Origin of the sequence: Neolewinella maritima, assembly GCF_923081025.1 — a bacterium.
In the GTDB taxonomy this organism is placed as follows: domain Bacteria; phylum Bacteroidota; class Bacteroidia; order Chitinophagales; family Saprospiraceae; genus Neolewinella; species Neolewinella maritima.
Window position 1 is genome coordinate 153,331 of sequence record NZ_CAKLPZ010000004.1, and the last position, 22,843, is coordinate 176,173.

17 protein-coding genes and 2 tRNA genes are annotated in these 22,843 nt (G+C 59.7%); 3 read left to right on the forward strand and 16 right to left on the reverse strand.

Features of this window, described 5'->3' with window-relative positions:
• Position 1: 1 nt before the first annotated feature.
• The 3 genes from uvrC to MJQ68_RS14810 are packed head-to-tail and all read right to left on the reverse strand — an operon-like array spanning position 2 to position 2,536.
• A complete protein-coding gene (uvrC, locus tag MJQ68_RS14805; RefSeq protein ID WP_238751913.1) occupies positions 2-1,840 on the reverse strand; it encodes an excinuclease ABC subunit UvrC in 1,839 nt (612 codons plus the stop codon).
• 59 nt (positions 1,841-1,899) lie between these two features.
• Positions 1,900-2,031 (reverse strand): hypothetical protein, encoded by a 132-nt coding sequence (locus tag MJQ68_RS17950; protein WP_264759014.1) that lies wholly within the window; start codon positions 2,029-2,031, stop codon positions 1,900-1,902.
• A gap of 34 nt (positions 2,032-2,065) precedes the next feature.
• On the reverse strand, positions 2,066-2,536 hold the full coding sequence (locus MJQ68_RS14810; RefSeq protein WP_238751914.1) for an ankyrin repeat domain-containing protein: 471 nt from the start codon (positions 2,534-2,536) through the stop codon (positions 2,066-2,068).
• Between the two features lie 159 nt (positions 2,537-2,695).
• Here MJQ68_RS14810 and MJQ68_RS14815 point away from each other — a divergent pair, with 159 nt between their 5' ends.
• Positions 2,696-3,205: a hypothetical protein gene (locus MJQ68_RS14815; protein ID WP_238751915.1), complete on the forward strand. Its 510-nt coding sequence runs from the start codon at positions 2,696-2,698 to the stop codon at positions 3,203-3,205.
• Positions 3,206-3,334: 129 nt separating this feature from the next.
• Positions 3,335-3,796, forward strand: coding sequence for a hypothetical protein (locus MJQ68_RS14820; protein ID WP_238751916.1), 462 nt, complete (start codon positions 3,335-3,337; stop codon positions 3,794-3,796).
• Here MJQ68_RS14820 and MJQ68_RS14825 read toward each other — a convergent pair.
• Genes MJQ68_RS14825 through MJQ68_RS14835 form a run of 3 tightly spaced genes read right to left on the reverse strand, consistent with a single transcriptional unit; the run spans position 3,778 to position 7,436 of the window.
• A complete protein-coding gene (locus MJQ68_RS14825) occupies positions 3,778-4,863 on the reverse strand; it encodes a class I SAM-dependent methyltransferase (protein ID WP_238751917.1) in 1,086 nt (361 codons plus the stop codon). The genes MJQ68_RS14820 and MJQ68_RS14825 overlap by 19 nt on opposite strands.
• Positions 4,864-4,911: 48 nt before the next feature.
• Complete coding sequence (locus MJQ68_RS14830; protein ID WP_238751918.1) at positions 4,912-5,625, reverse strand: LytR/AlgR family response regulator transcription factor; 714 nt, start codon at positions 5,623-5,625, stop codon at positions 4,912-4,914.
• A 35-nt stretch (positions 5,626-5,660) separates the two neighbouring features.
• Positions 5,661-7,436 (reverse strand): sensor histidine kinase, encoded by a 1,776-nt coding sequence (locus MJQ68_RS14835; RefSeq protein ID WP_238751919.1) that lies wholly within the window; start codon positions 7,434-7,436, stop codon positions 5,661-5,663.
• Positions 7,437-7,838: 402 nt separating this feature from the next.
• On the opposite strand from MJQ68_RS14835, the gene MJQ68_RS14840 reads away from it, so the two are divergent.
• Positions 7,839-10,742 carry an aminotransferase class III-fold pyridoxal phosphate-dependent enzyme gene (locus MJQ68_RS14840; RefSeq protein WP_238751920.1) on the forward strand — a complete coding sequence of 968 codons (2,904 nt, stop codon included), beginning with the start codon at positions 7,839-7,841 and terminating at the stop codon, positions 10,740-10,742.
• Positions 10,743-10,793: 51 nt separating this feature from the next.
• On the opposite strand, the gene MJQ68_RS14845 is transcribed toward MJQ68_RS14840, so the two are convergent.
• The 10 genes from MJQ68_RS14845 to MJQ68_RS14890 form a co-directional block, all read right to left on the reverse strand.
• On the reverse strand, positions 10,794-11,621 hold the full coding sequence (locus tag MJQ68_RS14845) for a bacteriorhodopsin (RefSeq protein ID WP_238751921.1): 828 nt from the start codon (positions 11,619-11,621) through the stop codon (positions 10,794-10,796).
• Between the two features lie 296 nt (positions 11,622-11,917).
• Positions 11,918-11,992: transfer RNA gene (locus MJQ68_RS14850), tRNA-Pro, on the reverse strand.
• A tRNA-Ser gene (locus MJQ68_RS14855) sits at positions 11,993-12,083 on the reverse strand.
• Between the two features lie 102 nt (positions 12,084-12,185).
• Positions 12,186-13,643 (reverse strand): SLC13 family permease, encoded by a 1,458-nt coding sequence (locus MJQ68_RS14860; protein WP_238751922.1) that lies wholly within the window; start codon positions 13,641-13,643, stop codon positions 12,186-12,188.
• Positions 13,644-13,655: 12 nt separating this feature from the next.
• On the reverse strand, positions 13,656-14,390 hold the full coding sequence (locus MJQ68_RS14865; RefSeq protein ID WP_238751923.1) for a 3-keto-disaccharide hydrolase: 735 nt from the start codon (positions 14,388-14,390) through the stop codon (positions 13,656-13,658).
• Between the two features lie 43 nt (positions 14,391-14,433).
• Positions 14,434-15,375 (reverse strand): ribonuclease Z, encoded by a 942-nt coding sequence (locus MJQ68_RS14870; RefSeq protein ID WP_238751924.1) that lies wholly within the window; start codon positions 15,373-15,375, stop codon positions 14,434-14,436.
• 12 nt (positions 15,376-15,387) lie between these two features.
• A complete protein-coding gene (locus MJQ68_RS14875; protein WP_238751925.1) occupies positions 15,388-15,771 on the reverse strand; it encodes an STAS domain-containing protein in 384 nt (127 codons plus the stop codon).
• Positions 15,772-15,845: 74 nt separating this feature from the next.
• Positions 15,846-17,057: an MFS transporter gene (locus MJQ68_RS14880; protein ID WP_319937478.1), complete on the reverse strand. Its 1,212-nt coding sequence runs from the start codon at positions 17,055-17,057 to the stop codon at positions 15,846-15,848.
• Positions 17,057-19,531 (reverse strand): FG-GAP repeat domain-containing protein, encoded by a 2,475-nt coding sequence (locus tag MJQ68_RS14885; RefSeq protein WP_238751926.1) that lies wholly within the window; start codon positions 19,529-19,531, stop codon positions 17,057-17,059. The genes MJQ68_RS14880 and MJQ68_RS14885 overlap by 1 nt, the downstream gene beginning before the upstream one ends.
• Positions 19,528-22,842, reverse strand: coding sequence for a CRTAC1 family protein (locus MJQ68_RS14890; protein WP_238751927.1), 3,315 nt, complete (start codon positions 22,840-22,842; stop codon positions 19,528-19,530). Before MJQ68_RS14890 ends, MJQ68_RS14885 begins: the two co-directional genes overlap by 4 nt.
• Between the last annotated feature and the right edge of the window lies 1 nt (position 22,843).

Consider the following 22,843-nt stretch of genomic DNA (forward strand, 5'->3'; position numbering starts at 1 on the left):
GTTACCCCCGATCCTTCGGTATCTCCCCCGCGGCCACCTCCTGCCGCCGGAAGTAGTCCATGACTTTCTTGGCCGTACTCAGATTGGTCACCTCGGCGATCTCGCTGGCCAGGGCGTTTTTGACCTTCTTGGTGCTGCCGAAGTGGGCGATCAGCTTCTGCACGGTCTTCTCCCCTACCCCGGGGATATTGGTGAGCTCGGTCTGCAGCATGCCGATGCTGCGCTTGTTGCGGTGGTGTCGTAGGGAAAAGCGGTGCGCCTCGTCGCGGCACTGCTGAATCAGCCGCAGACTTTCCGACTTCTTGCTGATGTGGATCGGCACGGGATCGTCGGGAAAGTAAATCTCTTCCAGTCGCTTGGCAATTCCCACTACGACCATCTTACCGCGCAGGCCGAGTAGGTCCACACTCTCCATCGCGTGGCTCAGTTGACCCTTACCCCCGTCGATAATAACCAACTGCGGCAACGGCTCCCCTTCTTCCTGTAGCCGGCGGTAGCGGCGGTACACTACTTCGGTCATGCTAGCGAAGTCATCGGGGCCGACGACGGTCTTGATGTTGTAGTGGCGGTAGTCCTTCTTGCTGGGCTTGGCGTTCTTAAATACTACGCAGGCACTGGCCGGATTGGTGCCCTGGATATTGGAGTTGTCGAAGCATTCGATATGCATGGGCAGGTCGTCCATGGACAGATCGGCCTGTAGCTGGCGGAGCACGCGCTCGGCGGGCGTCTGCCGGTTGGCATTGCTGATTCGCTGTTTCTTGCGCTGCAGCAGCATGTACTTGGCGTTCTTTTCGCTGAGCTCCAGTAGCTTCTTTTTGTCGCCAATCTTGGGCACGGTCACCGTAGCCTCCACGCCGGCCAGTTCGAGCTCGTGGTTGAGAATCACCTCGGGCGCAATGCTGTTGAAGCGGTCACGCAGTTCCGGAATAGCGTAGGTAAGTAGGCTTTCCTCGTCATCGTCCAGGTTCATCTCGATCTCCTGGGTGTGGGTATGGATCACGGCCCCGTTGACAATCTTGATGTAATTCAGAAAGGCTTCCTTTTCGTCCATCGCCAGGCCGAATACATCCAGGTCGCGGATGCTGGTACTGACGATGGTCGACTTGCTCTGGTACTTCTCGAAGGCCTTTAGCTTGTCGGCGATCTGCTGCGCCCGCTCGAACTCCAGGTTTTCGGCCAGCTCCTCCATCTCCCCCTGAAAGTGGCGTTTCACCTCGGCGAAGTTGCCCTTCAGGATATTCTTGACCTGTTCGATCTTCTCGTTGTAGTTCTCCTCCGTCTCTTCCCCCACACAGGGCCCCTCGCAATTCTTGATGTGGTACTCCAAGCAGACCTTAAACTTGCCGGTGGCGATATTCTCCTCACTCAGGTTGAGGTTGCATGTCCGCAGGGGAAATAGGGTCTTCACCAGATCCAGAATGATCTTCAACCTTCCCTTACTCGTATACGGGCCGAAGTAGTAGCTACCGTCCCGCCGTACCTGCCGCGTGATGAATACCCGGGGAAAGCGCTCGTCCTTGATGCAGATGTACGAGTAGTTCTTGTCGTCCTTCAGATTGATGTTGTAGCGGGGCTGGTGCGTTTTGATCAGCGCATTTTCCAGCAGTAGCGCGTCGGCCTCCGTTTCTACAATCGTAAATTCCAGGCGGGCGGCATTCTTGACCATCACGCGGGTGCGATTCAGTCGGTCCTTCCGGTCACCGAAGTAGCTGGCTACCCGGTTGCGTAATACCTTGGCCTTACCCACATACAGGATGGCCTCGTCCGGCCCGATAAATCGGTATACCCCGGGCTGTTTTGGTACGGTATCGGCAATACGCTTAAAGTCTTCCGTCTTCATCGCTGCAATAACGGCATCGCGCCCAAATCGTTGGCCGGGGCGCGACGGTCTTTTACGCGCTAGGGCTCCTCACTCAGAAAGCGGTAGAACACGAGGATCAGCGTGACGACCAGTGCTACGATACCGGCCAGTACCAGGTATGCGATGGGTCCGGTACCGCCAAGGATCTGGGGGAAAGCTAAGTAGGGCATACCGGGGAAACACGGCGGACCCGTAAAAGATTGCTCACTCCAGCAGGGACGCCATATCGGTCAGTCCCGACTGCCGTGCGTGATCGGCGGCGGTCAGGCCCTGCTCATCCACAAGCGTAGTATCGGCACCGGATCGCAGCAGCAGCTCCGCTACCTCTACGTGCTTGCCCAGTACGGCAAACATGAGCGCGGTGAATCCCCGCGGACCGCGGATATTGACTGCAGCTCCACGCTCCAGGAGATAGGTAGCCACGGCGACGTGCCCCTTGAAGCTCACCCCCATCAGCGGCGTACTGCCCGTACCATCCTTGACGTTCAGCCCCGCCCCGGCCGCGATGAGCTGTTCGGCGATGGTCAGTTCGTCCAGGTAGCTAGCCAGCACCAAGGGGGTAGCGCCCCGTGCGTCGCGGGCGTGAATGAGCGTGGGATGCTGCTCAAGCAGCTGTACGGCGCCGGTGGCATCAGCACTACGGATGGCCTGAAAGAGTTGTTCGCTGGTGTTCATCCCACAAACATAGGGCGGGGCCGCGGGTGCAGTGCGCCTACCGGTTACCGCCATCACGTTAAGGAATAATAGCGCTAATGTTTGTCCCGTTGGCTTACTGTTGCTATCTTCAGTCCAGATTTAGCATTTAGTTTGTTCAGTTTTACGTCTCTCTCTCATATGAATATACCTACCTTAGTAAGCAGCCCGCTGCCTACTCGCCTGCATACGGGCAACCCCTTCATTCACCGTGGCCTTCACTTACTGCGTGCCTACCGACAGCACGACTGCGAAACCGTGCGCCGGCTTGCGCTCGACTACCTGCAGTTGGCCGAGCAGCACCGCAACTGCGGAAACTACGGCAATGCCATCCATCAGGCGAACATCGTGCTGGGCCTGGTGGCCCTCGAAAACGACCACGTCGATCGCGCCGAGGCATACCTGACCGCAGCGGCCGCCACCCCCGGCTCGGCCCAGCTTACCAGCTTCGGTCCTAATATGCTCCTGGCCAAAAAACTCCTGCTAGCCGGTCGCCGGCGCACCGTGCTGACGTACCTGGATCGCTGCGGAGCATTCTGGAAACTCAGCTTCGGCCGGCTGTGGCGGTGGAAGCTAGAGATCCGCACCGGTCGGATCCCAAACTTTGGGCACAACCTGACGCACCTGCTCGACCCTAAGTCATTCGGCTGAAAATTTTTCCCAGGGGTAGTAATCTATCGCGTAAATTTGGCCACAGTAGATAGTGTCCGATTTATAGCGCGTATGCCGGGACCGTCTTAACGGCGGCCCTTCGTATCATGCAATTTATACAAACCCCTTATGGAAGCTGAATTTGTGTTGCTGGGCCGTAGGCTCCTAAAGGCCTATGCCCGTCGTGATTTTATCAAGGTGAGCCAGATGGCCACCGACTACTTGGCTGCCGCCGAGCGATACCGTGATCATACGAACTACGGAAATGCCATCCACCAGGCCAACACCCTGCTCGGTCTGATGGAGCTGGAGCAAGATCACATCGATCGCGCGGCGGAATACCTCCTCAACTCCGCCCGTACGCCCGGCTCGCGACAGCTGAAGGCCTTCGGACCCAGTATGCTGCTCGCCCAACAACTGCTGGAGCGCAACCAGCGGCGCACCGTCTTACGCTACCTCGACGAGTGCCGCTCCCTGTGGATGCTGAGTTTCGGGAGCCTCTGGAAGTGGCGTCGGCAAATTCTTCAGGGCCGCACCCCTAACTTCGGAGCCAACTTGTCGTACCTCACTGACTATAAATCCTTCGGCTGATCCTCCTGGGTGCAGCGATACACCACGTACTTCTCGTTCTCTACCACTCCTTCGACCCGACGAAATGACCTCCCCAGGTGCGTAGCATAGTTCAGGTGCCGATTGGCTACGACCACGAATACTCCCTCTGGCGCCAGTACCCGCCGCACTTGGTGAAATAGGGCCAAACTCACGTCCAGGTTATTTTCGTGTCCGAAGTGAAATGGTGGATTGGTCACCACCAACTCCTGACTGCCGGCCGCTATCTGCTCCAACCGGTGATCATACAGTACCGAAGATCGATCTGCCGGCAAATTGAGTTTTGCACTGGCTACAGCTAGTATAAAGTCGTCCGTTGCCGTAAGCTGGGCATCCGGATACCGACGCACTAACTGATCGCCGATTACGCCGTTCCCACAGGCTACATCAAGTATGGTTTTAGGGGTAAGGGAAGCGGGTAGCACCTCCTCCCAGTTGTCCAACAGAAACTGAGTAGCATAATCCACGTGCCCCGCTGAGAATACACCGTAGTACTGCCGGTACTCCACGCCAGCGTAGGTCTGGGTGTTCATCAGCACCTGCGGCCCCGCCCCCTCTCCGGTTGGTTTAAAGTCGGACAGTAGAAGCAAGCGGGCCTTCTTTTGTGCACGTGTCTGGGTGACGGTGGCTGCATACTTACCGGCCAGCGTGAGTAAGCGGGGGGTGAAGTGTCGGGTCATAAAACCGATCGCAAGCAGTAAGCCCGGCTGGGCGTGAGTAGCCAGGTAGGCCAGGTAGTACTCCAGCAGGTCCAGCGATTTAGGAAGCCGGAGAACCGCCTGATGGACGGGTTGAGGGTCACTTAGTAGAGACACCGTAGCGGGCAGAGTGCCCGAGGCGTTGCGACGCAGGGCTTCCTCCTGACTGTGATAGGCCGTGATGGACTGTACCGGTTCCCGAAGGCCGTAGGTAAGTACGCCAAAGCGATCGTGCAGTACGGTAGTGGACGTACCGATAGCCAGGTGCTGCTGTGACCATTGCAGCAGCAGCTGGTCGGCCTGACTGCTCACGCGTAGACTGCCGTCGGTGGTGGGGGGATAACGTAGCATGGTTACGGGTTTGGCCTACACCCAAACCCCCGGCAGGCGCGATGTTCGTTACATCAGGGCGAGGACAGCATCCCGGCGCGTGCGGCTTATCGGGATGCAAACGTTACCGATGTGGATACACTCGCGATCATAACGAGACACGTGCTCCAGGTTGACCGCATAACTGCGGTGGGTACGCACGAACACACCGTCTTGTAGCTCCTCCAGCAGATCACCCAGCGTGGCTCGACACACGATGGGGGTATCGTGGTCTTGCAGGTGGATGGCCACGTAGACGTGATCAGACCGTAAGTACTGAATGGTGGACTGGATCAAAATGTGGGTCTCCCGCCCGTCCTTTACCGTGAGGGTGGGTACCGTCTGGGTAGCACGGTAGTTGTGCATCGCGATGTCGATGGTGGTGAGTAAGCTCTTGATCTGTACGGGTTTGGTCAGATAGCCCGCGGGGTAGGTGTTGCGCGCCTGCTGCATGGTCTGCGGATCTATCTGGGAGGTGAGGTAGACGTGCGGGATCGCGGGGGTCTGCTGGCGCAGATAATTGGCTACATCAACGCCGGTTTTCATTCCAGCCAGGCGGATATCCAGCAGCACGAGATCGGGCTGACCCCGGTGGTAGAGGTCGATGGCCTCCTCGTAGGTGAAGGCGTGACCGACCACGGTGTGACCCAGTTTGGTCAACCGCCGGGCGATCATATCACCAATGATAAACTCGTCTTCTACGATGAGAATGCGGAGGGGAAGTGGGTTGATACTGGTGTCCATAATGTCCTAAGTGGTGTAGCATCGGCAAGAAAATATTATGTCATAGCGACCGTACTGGTCGACTGAACCCGGAACCTGATGGTGGTGACGGCACCCTGCTTATTGGTCGTGTGAATTTCGCCCCGCAGTTGGCGGGCCATACCGTGCAGCAGGTAGGCACCCAGTCCGCCGCTTCGGTCTTGTAGTACACCCTGCGGGTAGCCCGGTCCATTGTCCCGGTAGCTCAACTCATATACCCCATCCAGTACGTCTAGCGAGATGTTGATTTTGAGGATCCGGCCCGCCTGCGTGGCGTACTTGTAGCTGTTGGTGAGCAGCTCGTTGAGGATCATCGCCAGGGGAATTACCGTGTCCAATTTAAGCCACAGATCATCCAGGCGGTAGGTATACTGCACGGGCTCGCGCTGCATGGCCATAGCCTCGAAGTGCCGGCACAAGCGCTTGATGTGACTCAGCAGGTTCACTTCCCCGAGCTTTCCCTCCTGATAGAGTGTCTGGTGTACCGAGGCCATGCTGAATACACGTCCGGACATAGATTGCAGGCCCGCCCGGGCCGCCGGGTCGGTAATATCTTCCAGCTGCCGGTCGAGCAGACCGACGATGATCTGCAGGTTATTTTTGACGCGGTGGTGTACCTCCCCGAGCAGAAGTTGTTCGTTGCTCAGAGAGGCCGATAGGGCGTCGTTACGCTGGGATAGCTGCTCGGCGGCACCGGCCAGCGAAGCATTGGCCCGCTGCAGGCGACGGTAGAGCGCCAGCAGGACGGCGGTGCCGAATAGAATAGCTAGCATGACCAGACTGAGCCACCACTCGCGTACCTGCTTGCTGCGTAGGCGCATGCGCTGGGAGGCGATCAGCTGTTGGTTGTATTCACTCGCGTACTCGCTCTCTACTTCCGCAACCCGCTCGGCCGCCAGCTCCTCTGCCAGCTTAAGCTCGCCGGCGTGACTGAGTTGCAGGTAGTAGATGGCTGAATCGTACTCTCCCAACTGCTGAAAGATCTCTCCACGGTATTTATGCAGCGTAGGTGTATAGTGGATGAGTTCCTGTACTTCCTCAGGAGCACTGCGCACAAACTCCATGGCCTTAGTATTCGACTGTAGCGCCTTGCGGTAGGCACCATTCGTTATTTGTACATGGCTGAGGTTGAGGAGTACTACGTAGTAATCGATCTCGCCGCCGGCCTGTAGGTACAGTTCGGCGGCGCGTTCCAGCTGCCGCTCGCTCTCCGCGGTATCCTCCAAGCGCAGTAGAATACTGAGCAACAGGTGGCCAGTCGCCTGATCGGTGGGCTGCGCATGACGCTTGCCCAGGCGCACGCCTTCGTAAGCGTAGAACAGGGCCTGATCGCGGTTTCCGAACATGCGCTCGTAGGAGGCGCTGCGGTTGGCCAGGCGGGCGAGGGGTTCTGTGAGTCCGTAGTCAGCGATGACAGACCGCGCCCGGCCCAGGTACTCCAGGCACCGCTGCGCCTGCCGCTGCTGCTCGTAGATCAGTGCCATATGCAGGTAGGCTTCGGCCAACACCTCACCATCCCGCACCGCGCGCGCCTCATCGACCAGGGGCAGCAGCAAGGCAACGGCCTCCGGGTACTGACCCTTTCGCTCCAGAATATAGGCAAGGTGCAGGCGGGCTTGTAGACCGGTCGCCGTGCTTAGCAATCCGTGCTTATCCAGTCGCGCGTACACGGCGTGCAGGACGTGCTCGGCACTGTCGAAGCGCGCCTGACGGATGAGGCGTGCGGCACGTACCACCTCTTTGCCATGCGCGATCCGGTCCGGGGCAGAGCGTACGGTAGTCCAAGGGGCCAAAAGCAGGCCGATAGCAAAAATAACTACCTGATTGTGCACGAAGAAGGCGTTATAGCATACCTAAAGTAAGACTTACCCAGCGGTTATGCTATAAGCGGACGAACGAACAGGCCCGACAAAAGGACACCCGGATCGATGACGAACCGGGTGTTCCCTTACTTTCCGTGGATCAAATCGTATCCGCCGGTATAAAATCCTGTGTTGTTACGAAGTGTTTGAATATGTGTCTAAGTATGCCTAAGTAGTAGAGAAATCTAAAAACAAAGCTTAACAGGTAAATAATATGCTACAAATGTATCCGCTACTACAAAAGCTACCCCATCTACACCCCCAAATGTTCTGATTGACGCCACCCGTGTGCTAAACGGTAACTAATGGGCGACCCGTAGCTACTTTCAGCCTATGGAATACATCCAATACCTGACCATTCCGGTCGTAGCCACACAGCCACTTGCCGGTGAGGTGTATCAAACCCAACGCCTCACCGATCGCAGTGGAAGGCATTACGTACTCAAGATCGGTGGGGTAGATCAAGATGCGGCCACCTTTCAAGCGGCCTTGCTTCACTACTTAGCGGCTCAGGATTTACCCTTTCACATCCCGCAGCTACTAGAGCAGCATACGGTGGAGGGGCCGGACAGGCCGGTCCAGCTTCGACTCTATTCCTGGCTGCCGGGGCGCTTGCTGGCAGACGTTCGCCCCCGCACCGCGAACCTCTTTCGTTCCTGGGGTAGCAGCTGTGGCGAATTGGCGAAGGCACTACAGGATTTTGACCACCCCCTCGCCCCAGCTACCTCTCCCTGGGATCCCCTGCAATTCGCCACTTCCCGGGATCGACTGGATTATTTAGAGCCTAATGAGAAAACATTGGCTGAGTATTTCTTGGATCGCCTAACTCAGCAGGATTTCACGGTACTGCGCCGGAGCATCAACTACAACGACGCCCACGAACTGAACCTCCTGGTAGGCTCCGACGGAACGGTGAGCGGCGTGATCGATTTCGACGACGCCTGCCGCACCGCCACGGTCTGTGAGCTGGCCATCGCCTGTGCATATGCCGCGGTAGATTTACCCGATCCGCTCGGGGCCATGCGTGAGGTAGTTGCCGGCTACCATGCCGTGTTCCCCCTTCAGGAAGACGAACTGGCCGCGCTCTACGATCTGATCTGCGCCCGCCTGCTGCTCACTGTAACCAAAGCCGCCGAAAACCGCGCGCTGCGGCCCGACAACGACTACCTGACAATCTCTGAAGCGACGGCCTGGTCCCTACTCACCAAGCTGCGCAGCATTCACCCCCACCTAGCCCGGGCACACTTCCGCGTTGCCGCCCAGCTACCCGCCCATCCCAATTGGGACGCCTACCACAGCTGGTGCACCGAAGCCGCCGAGCCTGCGGCAGTCATGCAGTTCTCCAACAGCCGGATGACCCCCCTGGACCTTGGCGTAGGCAGTACCACGCTCGGGATCAACCGCACGTTTGAGGACCTTCCGACCTTCTCTACCCACGTGCGCCGCCACCTGGAAGACCGAGACGCCGACCTGGCCATCGGTGGGTACGGAGAGACCCGCCCCGTCTACACCACCGATGCCTTCCAGAGTATTGGTAACGACGGTCCCCGTTGGCGCAGCGTTCACCTGGGACTGGACGTCTGGTCCCGCCAAGCCGGTCATCCGGTGTATTGCCCGCTCGACGGCACGGTCTACCACTGTGGCGCCGATCCCACCCCGGGGGGTTACGGTGCCACCCTTATTCTCCAGCACTCCCCCACCCCGTCACTCACCTTTTTTACCCTCTACGGTCACCTCAGCGGCTCATTCACCGAGGGGATTCGGGCGGGGGCGCAGGTGCGGTGCGGACAACTGCTGGCTTACGTAGGTGCTACGGATACTAACGGGGGATGGCCTCCCCACCTTCACTTCCAGATCATGCTGGATATGCTGGACCAATCCGTAGACTTTCCCGGAGTGGCCTATCCTGAAGAGCGGGCCGTATGGCTGGGTACCTGTCCGGATCCGCGGACGCTGATTCCCCAGGCGCTACCCGCCGAATCAGTCGCCCCCCCTGCGGTCGAGCAACTGCTCGGCCGTCGAAACCACGTGCTGGGGCCTAGTCTAAGTGTAGCGTACCGCATGCCGCTACACGTGTTGCGCGGAGCCGGCCAGTATCTTTACGATCATACCGGTCGCCGCTACCTGGATACCGTAAATAATGTAGCACATGTCGGACACGAACATCCCAAAGTAGTAGCCGCCGCCCAGGCACAGTCGGGCGTATTGAACACGAATAGCCGCTACCTCCACCCTGCCATCCTCGATCTGGCCGAGCGGCTGTCCGCTACCCTACCCCCGGCGCTCAGCGTAGTGCACTTCGTAAACTCCGGAAGCGAGGCCAACGAACTGGCCCTCCGCATGGCCGAGACCGTAGCCGGTACGCGCCGGACGCTGGCCATGTCCATGGGCTACCACGGCAATACCAGCCGGACCATCGCCGTAAGCGAGTACAAGTTCGCGCGGCGGGGTGGCGGCGGACGACCGGACGACACCCACCTACTCCCCCTGCCGGATCAGCTACGGGGCATCGGTCTCGATCCCACGAGCCACCTCCCTGACCACCGTACCTCCTTTATTCATGAGTCGATCCTGAGTTGCGGGGGCCAGCTTCCCCTCCCTCCGGGCTACCTGCGCCAGGTCTACGCGCACGTACGGCGGCAGGGAGGAATCTGCATCGCGGATGAAGTACAGACCGGGCTGGGCCGGGTAGGCGATCACTGCTGGGCCTTTGAAGGTCAGGGTGTCGTGCCGGACGTGGTGACCATTGGCAAACCCTTCGGTAACGGTCATCCCCTGGCTGCCGTGGTGTGCACGCCGGAAGTAGCCGAGGCCTTTGCCAACGGCATGGAGTACTTCAACACCTTTGGGGGCAACCCGGTGAGTGCTACCATTGGACTGGCTGTCCTGAATGTGATCCGGGAGGAAGAACTACAGGAGCACGCCAGGCACACGGGGGCCTACCTGACTACGCTACTGCGGCAGCTTCAGCAGGAGCACCCTATCATCGCCGACGTGCGTGGGCAGGGCCTGTTTCTGGGTGTCGAGCTTTGTGGGGCTGACCTCGCACCCGCGACCGCGCCCGCCGGCTACCTCATCAACCGGATGCGGGAACTGGGATTTCTGATGAGTACGGACGGACCGTTTGATAACGTATTGAAGATCAAGCCACCACTTTGCTTTAGTGCGCAAAATGGCGACTTCCTGATCGAGTACCTCGATCGAGTACTACGGGAGGACGGCTCCCAAATACACTAACCGATCGTCTTAGAAGCTGCAGTTGCTTTAACGAGATATTACATGTGTTACTTAGCTGGCTACGGTACCGCGCTGGGGCAGCAGGTCGGTTACCTGCATGGCGGGCTCGAACCCTTCGGCCGCGCTGCGCTGGATGGCGATGTAGGTGATCATAAGTCCGTAGATCACCTTGGAGCTCACGTCGGCTACGGTGAAGAATGCCTGCCGGATCACGACGCCGGTGGCACTAGCCTCGAAGTACGGAATGCCGTACGCCAGGGGGTAGAGCGTCCAGGCAAACATCATGAGCCAGAACACCTTACGCATTGGTGAAGCTGCCGTCACGGGCATATCGGGTACCGCCCGGAAGATGCGGGTGCCCACGATCCAGTTCATACCAATAAAGAACACGGTAGAGATCGCTCCCCAGATCATGAGCGTGCTCAGATCGTCTACTTCATACAACTGACCGATGTAGCCGGTGATGATCATGCCCCAGGCTAGCAGGATAAGTAGCGTGGCCGTTCTGAAGAGGTCCGCACCCCGGATGTTGAGCACGATAAGGAGCTGCGTGAGCAGGCAGGGTATCGTGACCATCCAGTTGACGTAACGGAACCCGTTGGAGAATGTAGCCTGCGCGGGTTCGTACACTCCGCTGACGGGGTTGTAGGTAAAGGCTGTCTCCCAGAGGCCAGATTGTCCGTACAGGATCGTGCCAGCCGATACCATCACGATGCAGCTTAGGGCGGTAGCCGTTCGGTAGCGGGGAGCTACAAAGCGGGAGGTGAGGAAGAAGAACACCAGCGCCGCGAAGTGGGCACCGACCCCCATGCTGAGCAAGTGGTCGATGGCCTCGTACTGGCCAACGGTGTAGGTGAAAAGACTTTCGATGTTGACCATAGTATGGATTGATTACAGCAGACAACTTCAGTTTTCTCCTTAATGTTCCGGTACGGCTCGATAGATGATGGGACGGTTTAACTTGTATTGGAAGTAGGGGTCAGGGCACCAGGATGCCGCTACGCGTGAGAAATGTTCGAACCCGGTGGGGTAAATAGAAAAAGGGACATTCGCTACCGCGAATGTCCCAAGTTCAAGTCGGGGCACCAGGATGACGCTACGCGTGAGGGTAGTTCGAACCCGGTGGGGTAAATAGAAAAAGGGACATCCGCTTCCGCGAATGTCCCAAGTTCAAGTCGGGGCACCAGGATTCGAACCTGGGGCCTCCTGCTCCCAAAGCAGGTACGCTAACCGGACTGCGCTATGCCCCGTGGCGGAGACGGCGGGATTCGAACCCGCGGTACCCTGTTAGAGTACGTCGATTTAGCAAACCGGTGGTTTCAGCCACTCACCCACGTCTCCGGATGCGATGCCAACGTCCCTGCAGCTGCGTTTAGTTGCGGGGCGCTGGTGCTAAAGCGACGCAAAGTTACGTAGCCCGTAGCATCCGTAAAAGCATTTACGCTAAAAGTTTGGCGATGCCGGATCGAAGCCCCAGATCAGTGGGAGCAGGAAGTAGCAAAACAGGGTAATCACGGCGATCGAGATCAGATTGAGCCACAAGCCCGCGCGTACCATATCCGGGATCGTGAGGTAGCCCGAACCGAACACCACCGCATTAGGCGGCGTAGCCACCGGCAGCATGAACGCACAGGTAGCGGCCAGGGTAGCCGGCACCATCAGCGCGTAGGGGTGAATACCGAGCGGAATGGCTGCCGCAGCAAACACCGGCATCAACATCGAGGTCGTGGCTACGTTGCTGGTGATCTCCGTTAAGAAGTTGACCGCCGCGGTGATTAGCAGGATGACTACGATGAGGCCTACGTGCTCCGGCACCCGCAATGCATCGCCGATGAAGTCGGCCAATCCGCTACCCCCGAAACCACTAGCTAGCGCAAAGCCCCCTCCCAGCAGCAGGATGATCCCCCACGGCAGTTGCACGGCTTCGGACCAAGTCAGCAGGGGTTCGTCCAGGGACCGGCCCGGGATCAGAAATAGCACGATCCCCCCCACCATAGCGATGATGGGATCGTCAAGTTCCGGAATGAAGGGTTGCAACACACTGGTGCGAAAAATCCACGCCAGGGCGGTCAGCGTGAAAACGATCAGTACCTTCTTTTCTTCCCTGCTCATCGGACCCAACAGCGCCAGCTGCCGCCGCACCTCCTGCCGTCCACCGGCAAAGCCGGCCTGATCGAAGGAGAAGGCCACCCGCGTCAGGTAGTACCAGCAGACTATGAGCAGCAACACCGAGACCGGAAAGCCAATCATGAACCACTGCGCAAAGGTGATCTCCACCCCGAAGGCCTCCTGCACCACCCCCACCAGCACGAGATTGACCGGCGTACCAATAAGACTCGCCATCCCGCCGATCGATGCGCTATACGCAATGGCCAGCATGAAAGCCTTTCCAAACTGACTATTCTCATCCACTTCCGGGGTGGCCGGATCGTCACGCAACTGGGCCACGATGGCCGCCGCGATCGGCAGCATCATCACCGCCGTAGCCGTGTTCGAGATCCACATGGACAGCAACCAGGTGGCTACCATCGCTCCCAGGATGATCAGCCGCACGTTTGACCCAATCAGCGCGATCGTTCCCAGCGCGATGCGGTGGTGTAGGTCCCACTTCTCGATCGTCATCGCGATCAGAAAGCCCCCCAGAAAGAGAAATACGTAGCGGTGACCGTAGGCTGCCGTCGTGGTCTCCAGGTCCAGTCCGCCGGTAAGCGGAAAGAGGGCCACCGGCAGCAGGGCCGTGACGGCGATCGGCACGGCTTCGGTGATCCACCAGACTGCCATCCAGGCTGTCGTGGCCAGCACCGCTACACCAGCCGGCCCCAGCCCTTCCGGACGAAACAGGCCTAAGGTCAAAAAGAACAGCAGGGGCCCCAAGACCAGGCCAATATGCTTTGAAGTCATGCCGGGTGGGGATTAAAGCTCCCGCACCCAGATGTTGCGGTAGGCCACCAGATTGCCGTGGTCCTGTAGCTTGATCACGTCATCGCCGTGCGGCAGGTAGTGCGGCAGACCGATGTACTCCGTAGGACCCTGAATCTCGAAGTGATTAAGTGCTACCACCCCGTTCACCAGCAGCGTCACGGTAGCCGGGTGCACCATGATACCGTCCTTGCTGAACTTCGGTGCGTAGTAGATGATGTCGTAACTCTGCCACTCCCCCATGGGGCGCAGGGCGTTCACCAGCGGCGGGGTCTGCTTATAGACCGAGCCGGCCTGTCCGTTGGTGTAGGTGTCGCTGCCCTCACTTTCCAGTACCTGGATCTCGTAGCGGCCCTGCAGGAAGATGCCACTATTACCCCGGCCCTGTCCTTCCTTATCGGGCTCGTCGGGCGACTTCCACTCCACGTGCAGTTGCACGTCCCCAAACTTGCGTCGGGTAGAAATATAGCCCGATCCAGGCTTCACTACCAGGGCGTCGCCCTCGCTGGTCCACTCCACGGCCCCCTGCGTATCGTCATCGACCCACTCGCTGGCGTCGGCACCGGGGCCGAGCAGCACGATCGCATCGCTCGGCGGGTCGCCTACGGTCTCGCCAGGCTGGACTTTCGGAGGTACCGGCTCGTAGAATTCCGTAGCCTTAGGATCGGTGATCTGTCCGCAGGCTACGGCGGTAGCGAGCAGACCGAATAGAAGAAACGTTTTACGCATGATTTGGCAGTATTGTAGCCGACAAGTTACGCTGTCACGCTCACTACGCCGGCGCTTCCTGTCTGCCCGCATAGAGGACCGCGAAGTGGTACAGGTCCCGCGCCGCCGTACTGTTGGCAAACACCTGCCGGGCTTCCCGTTCATGTTCCACCACATCCCGGTAGCGCGCGCTAAAGTGTCCGAGCAGGAGTTCCTTTGCACCCGCGTCCACCGCCACCTGGGCGGCCTGTTTGGCGGTGGCGTGGCCCTTCTTTGCGGCTTCCTCGGTCATGTCCTCCAGGAAAGTGGCTTCGTGGTACAGCAGATCTACGCCGCGCACGTAGTCCGCCAGCTCGGGGAAGTACACGGTATCCGAGCAGTAGGCGTAGCTCCGGGGCGCGGCCGCGGGTGCGACGAGTTGCGCGTGGGCGATGACCTCCCCGGACGGCAGCCTATGGTCACCCCCCTGCTTGATGGCCGGGATGGCCTGCCAGGGGATGCCGTGGGCGGTGAGTTGATCCTTGCGGATGTTGGGCTCCCGGTCCCGTTCCCGAATCAGGTAACCATTGGTGGGAATACGGTGGCGGAGGGGAAAGCTGTAGATGTCCAGCTCACCGCTACTGGTCAGCAGGCTGTAGTCCGTAGCCGTATGCTCCTCGAAGGTGAGTGGGAAGGGCAGTCGCCAGCGATCGAGCTCGAGGAGCGGGGTGAGTTTGGCCCGCAGGCCGGGCGGACTGATGATGCGCAACGGCATGATGCGGCCTAGTAGAGAAAGGCTGGTGATCAGGCCCGGTAGGCCGAAGTAATGGTCTCCGTGAAGGTGAGAGATCAGGATCGTATCCGTGCGGCCCAGTCCTACGCCGGCGGCCTGGAGTTGCAGCTGGGTGCCCTCGGCGCAGTCGATGAGCAGATCCGTGGCCTCGCTGCGCAGCAGTTGGGCCGAGGCATGGCGCTCCGGTGTGGGCACGGCCCCGTTCGAGCCGAGAATGATCACCTCAAAGCGCATGGGTAGGTAGGCTTACTCGTCGCCGGGCTCGGCCTGCATGTCGCGCTGCAGCTCCTCCATGAAGACGAAGTCTACCGCTTCGCTCTTGGTGGGCAAGATGGTGAGTACGGTATCTACTTTACTGATCTCCACCAGCCGCTTGACGGCGCTGTGCGTTACACCGGTGACGACGAACGTACCCAGGTTGCTCCACAGCCGCCGGGCGGTGAGGATGGCACTCAGTCCGGAGCTATCTACGTACTTGACGTTGCTCAGATCGAGGATCAGGTTAGTGATACCCTCATTGGCCAGGATGACGAATTCTGATTTCAGCTGTGGAGCGACGGCCGAATTGAGGTTCTCCTCGTCGGGGGTGATGACACTGTACCGCTCTTGTTTGTCTATGCTGAATTTCATCTAGGGGTGCTTTGATCGTTGTAGCCGGCAAATGTAGCAAAAAGGACAGTAGGAAAGCCGTCAGCTACCGCTCCTTACTGCCTAACCCGCAGGAAGAAGACACTTACCATCAGCAGGACCAGCATCAGCAGAGCCACCACCCCGAGCCCTACCCGCAAGCCCGCCACGCCGGGAAAAAACGCCATGCCCTGCGGCAGCAGCGCATTCTGGTAGTCTGAGATAAACCCGATGATGGGCGGACCGAACAGAAAGGCCGAGTAGCCGATCGTACTGACGGATGAAATGCCCACCCCCGGCCGCAAACCCGGCACCTTGCTCGCCTCGCTAAATACCACTGGAATAATGTTAGACAGGCCCAAACCCACCAGCGCAAAACCGGCAATCGCCAGCCAGGGAATAGGAAACAGAATCGCCGTCGTAATCCCCACGAAGGCCATAAACGCCCCCACCCGCACCACCTTGATCGAGCCAAAGCGCAGCCGGATCGCGTCGCCCAGACTACGCCCCACCAGCATCCCCCCACTGAGCGCGGCCTGCCCGATTGGGGCCAGGGCTTCCGCACTACCGGTCACTCGCGTCATGTAGATGGGTGACCAGTCCGCCACGCCCCCCTCTCCGATCATCGTGCACAGTGAGGCGATACCCAGCAGGATGATGGCGGTTCCGAACTTACTTACCGACCCAGCGGTCTGCTCGGCGGCATCCGGCTCGTCCTGCAGCAGGTCGCGCCAGGCATACACCGCCACGCACAGCGTAATCGCGGCCACTACCAGCAGGTGCCGGTCTACGTCAAAGCCCAGCTGGATGAAGCCCGCGGCCGCCCCGGCCCCCAGAAACATACCCCCGCTAAAGAAGGCGTGGAAGGAGGATGTGATGGGTGTACCCCAGAGCCGCTCCACATCTACCGCCTGAGCGTTCATCCCCACGTCCATCACACCGGTCGATACCCCCACCAAAGGCATGATGAACAGCAGTACCCAGTAGCCGGGCATCAGGGCGATCAACGGAGCGGTAAGGATAAAGCCCAGGGAGGACAGCACCGTCAGTCGCCGGCTCCCGAAGCGTACGATCAAAAAGCCGGCCAGTGGCATAGCCAGCAGGGCACCTACGGCCAGACAGGTGAGGGCGAAGCCGGTCTGGCCATTGTCCATGCCGTACACCTCCTGCAGGCGCGGCAGCCGACTGGTCCAGTTGGCGTAAATAAATCCGTTGACGGCGAAGAGCAGCGCTACGGCGGTCCGGCTACGAAAGAGGTGGGCGGGGCGTTCGATGCGGCAAAAGTAAATTAAAACGACACCCCCACAAGCTCCCCCGTATGCAGTAGCACGGAATACTTGCGTGTATCGATTCGCTCGATGCGCAGCACCTCCGCCCGGTTGCGCTCCGCCCCCAGATCAATGAATTGTACCGCACCATCGGGATGAAGCAGTTGCAGCGCCGCCGCGTCCTGCCGCCCGATACGTGGCAGTACGTCCAGCTTGTTTCCGCCCAGTAGGAGTCCCATCGGAGTAGGCTCCACCACGTTCAGGGTGGTCGACTGCGCGGCGGTGGGGAGGTCTTGAAGCTCCACTTCACCGTCTGCTCCTACCCGCAACTGCCAGTGCGCCAACGTCACCGCCCGCTGCGGCTCATCGCGCAGGTCCGGGAAGTTCTCTCCGAACGAGCGCCGGCTGAAGGCCCCGTAGCTCAGGTTGTTGCGCCGCCAGGAGGGGAATTGCCGGGTCAGATCATCCTTGTCGGCTAGACTGTACTCCCGCCCGCCCCGCACATAAGTGATCAGAGGATCGATACGACCGTTATCGTCTACATCCTCGCGGTACCGGCGCAGCGGTGCATCCGGGCTGGGCTGACCCAGCGTACTGTTCAGCCCCCAATTGCCTAGCACGAAATTGCGCGGTCCGCTGCGGCTGATAGACTGCCACCAGCCCGTGCTGTTCGCGATCTCCTGCGTGCTCCACACCCCATCCGCTCCGAGTTGACGCACGGTGACCGGCCGCCATAGTCCGGTTTCTAACACCAGACTATCGGATAAATACACCAGTGGCGTTTCGTCTTCCGCACCCGCATAGGGCAGTAGGGGCTGTCGGTCGAACGAGTCGCCGCGGTCGTCGGCTAGCTCGATCGTGTCCAGCACCTCCACTCGGTAGCTCACCTCGTCCCTCACTACCTCACCCCTACCTACACTCCCCAGCGCACCGCGTTCCGACTGCGACATGAATCCCCGCTGCGGCAGACCGACCATTACACCCGCTACGGCAGCAGTCGGCAGACTATCCACTACCCCACTCCCGTCGATCGTACGGTTCTCGTACAGCTGGGCGGGAGCATTGACGTTGTTGACTACCAGGTCCATGTCTCCATCCCGGTCGAAATCGGCCACCGCCGCACCGGTCGAACTACCTACCGCACCCAGTCCCCAATCTGCTTCGGCGTAGGTAAGGGGCGCTTTTTCTACAAACATCTGATTCGCCACATACCCCGTCGGCATCTCGCTGATCACAGCCAGGTTGCTACTTTCCCGGGCCAGGGAGGAGCTGACGAATTTCAGGTAGTCCAGGTCGTTTGGGCGGCGCTCGATGCCGTTGGCAACGAAGACTTCCTGCCGCCCATCCAGATCGAAATCCTCTAATAGTACCGACCAGCTCCAGTCCGTAGCCGCCAGGCCAGCTAGCTCGGCGATATCGGAGAAGTGGCCGCCGCCGCGGTTCCACTGCACGTTGTTGCGCGGTAGCTGGTCGTAGTAGCCGGCCCGGCGCTTGATGCGGTATACATTGTAAGCGTCCGCGCTGGCCGTCGATTTGAGCACCTGCTCGTCGCCCGGTCGCATGTCCAGGGTCACCAGGTCCGGACGACCATCTCTATCCAGATCACCTACGTCGCTACCCATACTGAAGTTGGAGGTATGCCCCGTGCGCTCCCGGATGCTCTCCTTAAACCCCTCCCCTTCCAGGTTCAGGTACAGGTAGTCGTTCTCGGAAAAGTCGTTGCAGACGTAGATATCCGGGTACCCGTTCCCATCGAAGTCCGCCACGGCGGCACTTAGCCCGTAGCCGATCTTCGAACTGTAGAGTCCCATAGCAGCGGTGACATCTACGAAGGTGCCCCCGTCATTGCACAGCAGTTTATCACCGGCCAAGTCGTCGGTGACCTCCCGCGAGCGGGCTTCTCCGTAGCTGGCGTCGTTGTGCACCGAATGCCGCAGCAGATACATGTCCTGGTCACCGTCCAGGTCGTAGTCAAACCAGTAGGCCTGCGTGTTGAAGCCCGTGAACGCCAGACCGTAGTCCGCCGCTTGTTCCAGAAAGGTGCCGTCGGGCTGCTGCACGAACAATTCGTTGCGCCCCGTCAGCTGCTTGTAGCCACCTACGTTGCAGACGTAGATGTCCGGCAGCCCATCGCCACTCACGTCCTCCACGCTCACGCCCGTGGACCAGTTCATCGCACCGGCGACCCCGTCCAGTTCGGTGGCGTCGCGGAAGTGCCAGTCTCCCTCGTTGATGTAATACTTGTTCGGCCCCTGATTATTGGTGAAGTAGAGGTCGGGCAGTCCGTCGCCGCTGATGTCCGTAGCGGCTACTCCTCCACCATTGTAGTAGTACAAGTACTCGATGATGTTAAAGTCCTCAGTAGGAAGGAGTTGATTTACGCTATTTACACCAGTATCTAGCCGTTCTGCAAAGCGCGGCGCGTCTTCGGGGGCGGGGCCGCAGGTGCACAGTAGGAGCACGGGCAGGGCGCATATGGCTAGCGTCCACCTCATTCCAGTACGACGGGGCTAGCGTTGTTGCGCGCAAAGAGGTAGCGGTGGGGGCCTAGTTGGGTGATGGCGCGTACCTCGCCGGGTATGTTGATGCCGCTCGCGGCGGCCGCCTGGCTGGTGAAGTTGGCCGCACCATCATTTAGTAACAATAGGCCGCGGCCGGCGTCGTAGCGGCCGATCTCCGGTTTGGCGTAGTAGAAGTTGCCGCCCAGCAGAAGGTCTGTGTCGCCGTCGCCGTCTACATCATCGGCCAGGATGGCGTGGACGGGGGTTTCTTGAGCAGCTGCGGGTAGGTAGTGCACGTCCCAGCCACCACCTGCAATTTGGAGCAAGGCTAAGGACCGAAACTCCGTAGCGGCGTAGCGCAATCCCCGGTCCAGTGCCTCGGCCCCGAATACATCCTGCATAGTCTGGCTGCCGAAGTCGCTGTACTTGAGGTAGCGCTTGCGTAGTCCGGGCATCTGCTTGACTAGATCATGCAGCAGCGGCATGGGGTATTCCTGTCCGTCCTCGAAGGTGGCGGTGACCTGCTCGGCCGAGCCGTTGCCGTCGAAGTCGTTGACGTACAGCACGACCGGATCGTCCGCGCTGGCGCGAAAGCGGCTGTTGAGTCCGTGGTTGCCGAGGATCAGGTCATCCAGTCCATCACCGTTCAGGTCAGCCACTTCCAGGGCGGTGTACCAGCCGGTGAGGGCGGCGATGTCGTCCGGAAAGGGGACGGGTGTGATCCGCTCGGCTTCGATAGCGTACGCCTGCGGCGGCATGTACTCGCCCACCACCACGAGTTCTTTCTGCCCGTTGCCGTCCACATCGGCCCAGCGGGCGGCGGTGACCATACCGAGCTCCGGCAGGGTACGTTCGCTGAAGTTGCCCCGGCCGTCGTTAATTAGCAGGTAGCTATCGGCGGGGGCCCCGTAGAGACCGGGCCGTAGCCGCGCGCCGACGAACAGATCCACATCACCATCACCGTCCACGTCGTGAGGAGCCACGGTACTGCCGGCTACCGGCTGCTTGCGGGTGGGTAAGATCTGTTCGCTCTTTGTCCAGCGCCCCCTGCCCTGGTTCAGGTACAGCCGGTCGAAGAGTGCCGTAGAGGCCGCTCCGTACTCACTACTGCCGCTGACTACATAGAGGTCCTGATCGCCGTCCCCGTCCGCATCGAAGCAGGCACAGGCTACGTCTTCGCTCGTGCGGTCCGCAGCGAATAGCTCCTCCGCCTGCTGTCGGTACCCGCTGCCGCTGGCGACGTATAGCATACCGCCCTGATTACGTGCACCGCCGATGTAAAAATCTTGCTGCCCGTCGCCGGTGAAGTCAGCCGCACATAGGGCCGGGCCGTCCGCACTCAGCATGTGGTAGATCAGGGGGTCGCGGTCAAAGTCGCTGTAGCGGTTCTCCTGGTGCACAAAATCGATACCCAACTGTGGGGCATCCAGTTGCTGTAGGGCAGCTGTCGGCGCATCGAGGTCACCCTGCCCGGTTTCCACAGCGATCGTCTGGTCTTCGGCTACGGTGATAAGCTGGTCCACGGCCGGACTAATAATGGCCGAACTGCGCCCGTCTGGCCACTCGAGTTCGATGCGGTCGATGGCATCGATCTGGCCGAGGCCGAAGTGCAGGCGGTACTGCATGCTAGACTCGAAGCCACGCATCGGCATGTACTCCAGGTAAAATTTCTGATCACCGGCGATGACCGTAGCCTTCGTGCCTACGCCCAAGGTGTTGCCCCCCTGCCCGCGAAATTCCAGTTGCAGCCAGTGGTTGTCATCGTCGGTATGGTTGCGGTACACGAGGGCCGCGGCGCTGGTGTTGTTGATCACCAGGTCCAGGTCGCCGTCATTATCCAGGTCGCCATACGCCGAGCCATTGGTGAAGCCGCTCAGGTTGAGCCCCCATTCCTTGCCGACCCGGTTGAAGCGGAAGTTGTCCGCCGGCCCCTGATTCTGAAAGGCGATGTTCGGCACCGGATTAGAGGGAATAGCATCGACCAGTACCTGATAATCCACGCTCCCACTAGCGGTCACCCTGCGCTTGAATTCATCGTCGGCGATGTAGTCCAGAAAATCGCGGTTGGTGAGGTCCTGGTAGATGCCGTTGGCTACGTAGAGGTCCTTATAGCCATCGTTGTCCATATCGAAGATGAGTGCCCCCCAGCTCCAGTCGGTGGCTTCTACTCCGCTCAGCCGGCCGATCTCGGTAAAGGTGCCATCCCCGTTGTTGCGCTGCAGCACGTTGCGGGTGAACTGGTGGTAGTAGTCGTTCTTGAGGTTGAGCTGGTAGCGGTTCCAGTTCTCGAAGGTGGTGGCCTCCTTCAGCCGTTGATTGGAGCTCGGCAGCATCTCGGTGACGAAGAGCTCGGAGTAGCCGTCGTTGTCGATGTCCGCCAGATCGGCCCCCATACTGGCTGCGCTGATGGACTGCATAGCTTCGGTGAGCGTCTCCCGGAATGTACCGTCGCGGTTATTCATGTACAGGTAGTCGCGCTCGAAAAAGTCGTTGCTGACGAAGATATCCGGCCAGCCGTCGCGGTCCACATCGCCCACGGTCACCCCCAGTCCGAAGCCGATGATGGATCCGTAGATGCCGGCCTGCTCACTTACGTCATGGTACGTGCCCCCACGGTTCTCATACAGCCGATCCCCCCCCACCGAGTCCCGCTTGGGCCGCTCGTTCTTCTCCAGGTTGAAGGAGCCGATAGCCTGATAGCTATTATTAAGCAGGTAGAAGTCGAGGTCACCGTCGCGGTCGTAGTCGAAGAAGACACCGTGGGTGCTTAGGCCCTCATTGGCCAGACCGTAGTCCGCCGCGGCTTCGGTAAAGGTGCCGTCCTGCTGATTGATGTACAGCTCGTTGCGGCGGTTGTCGCCCGCGATATCGCCGGAATTGCAGACGTAGATATCGAGCCAGCCGTCGGCATTCACGTCGGCCATGGTCACGCCGGTACTCCAGGCCGCGGCACCGGCTACGCCGGCCTGGTCGGTCACGTCCTCGAAGCGCATGTCCCCGCGGTTCAGGAACAGCCGGTTGGCTACCCGATTGCCACTGAGGTAGATATCGGTGAGTCCGTCATTATTGATGTCCCCCAGTGCTACCCCGCCGCCGTTGTAGAAATTTCGGTAGGTATAGATATTGAAGTCTTCGTCGAAGTCGAGCGTGTTAGCAAACGCTACGCCGCTGACTTGTGGGGCTAAAGCTTCAAAGCGGGTTTGTCCGTCCCAGGGGGGTGCATTGTTTTCTATCGTGGAACCTCCGCAGCCCGTCAACAGCACTAGCACCAGCGTCCCCGCCCAGAAAGAAATGAGGGTTTGCATA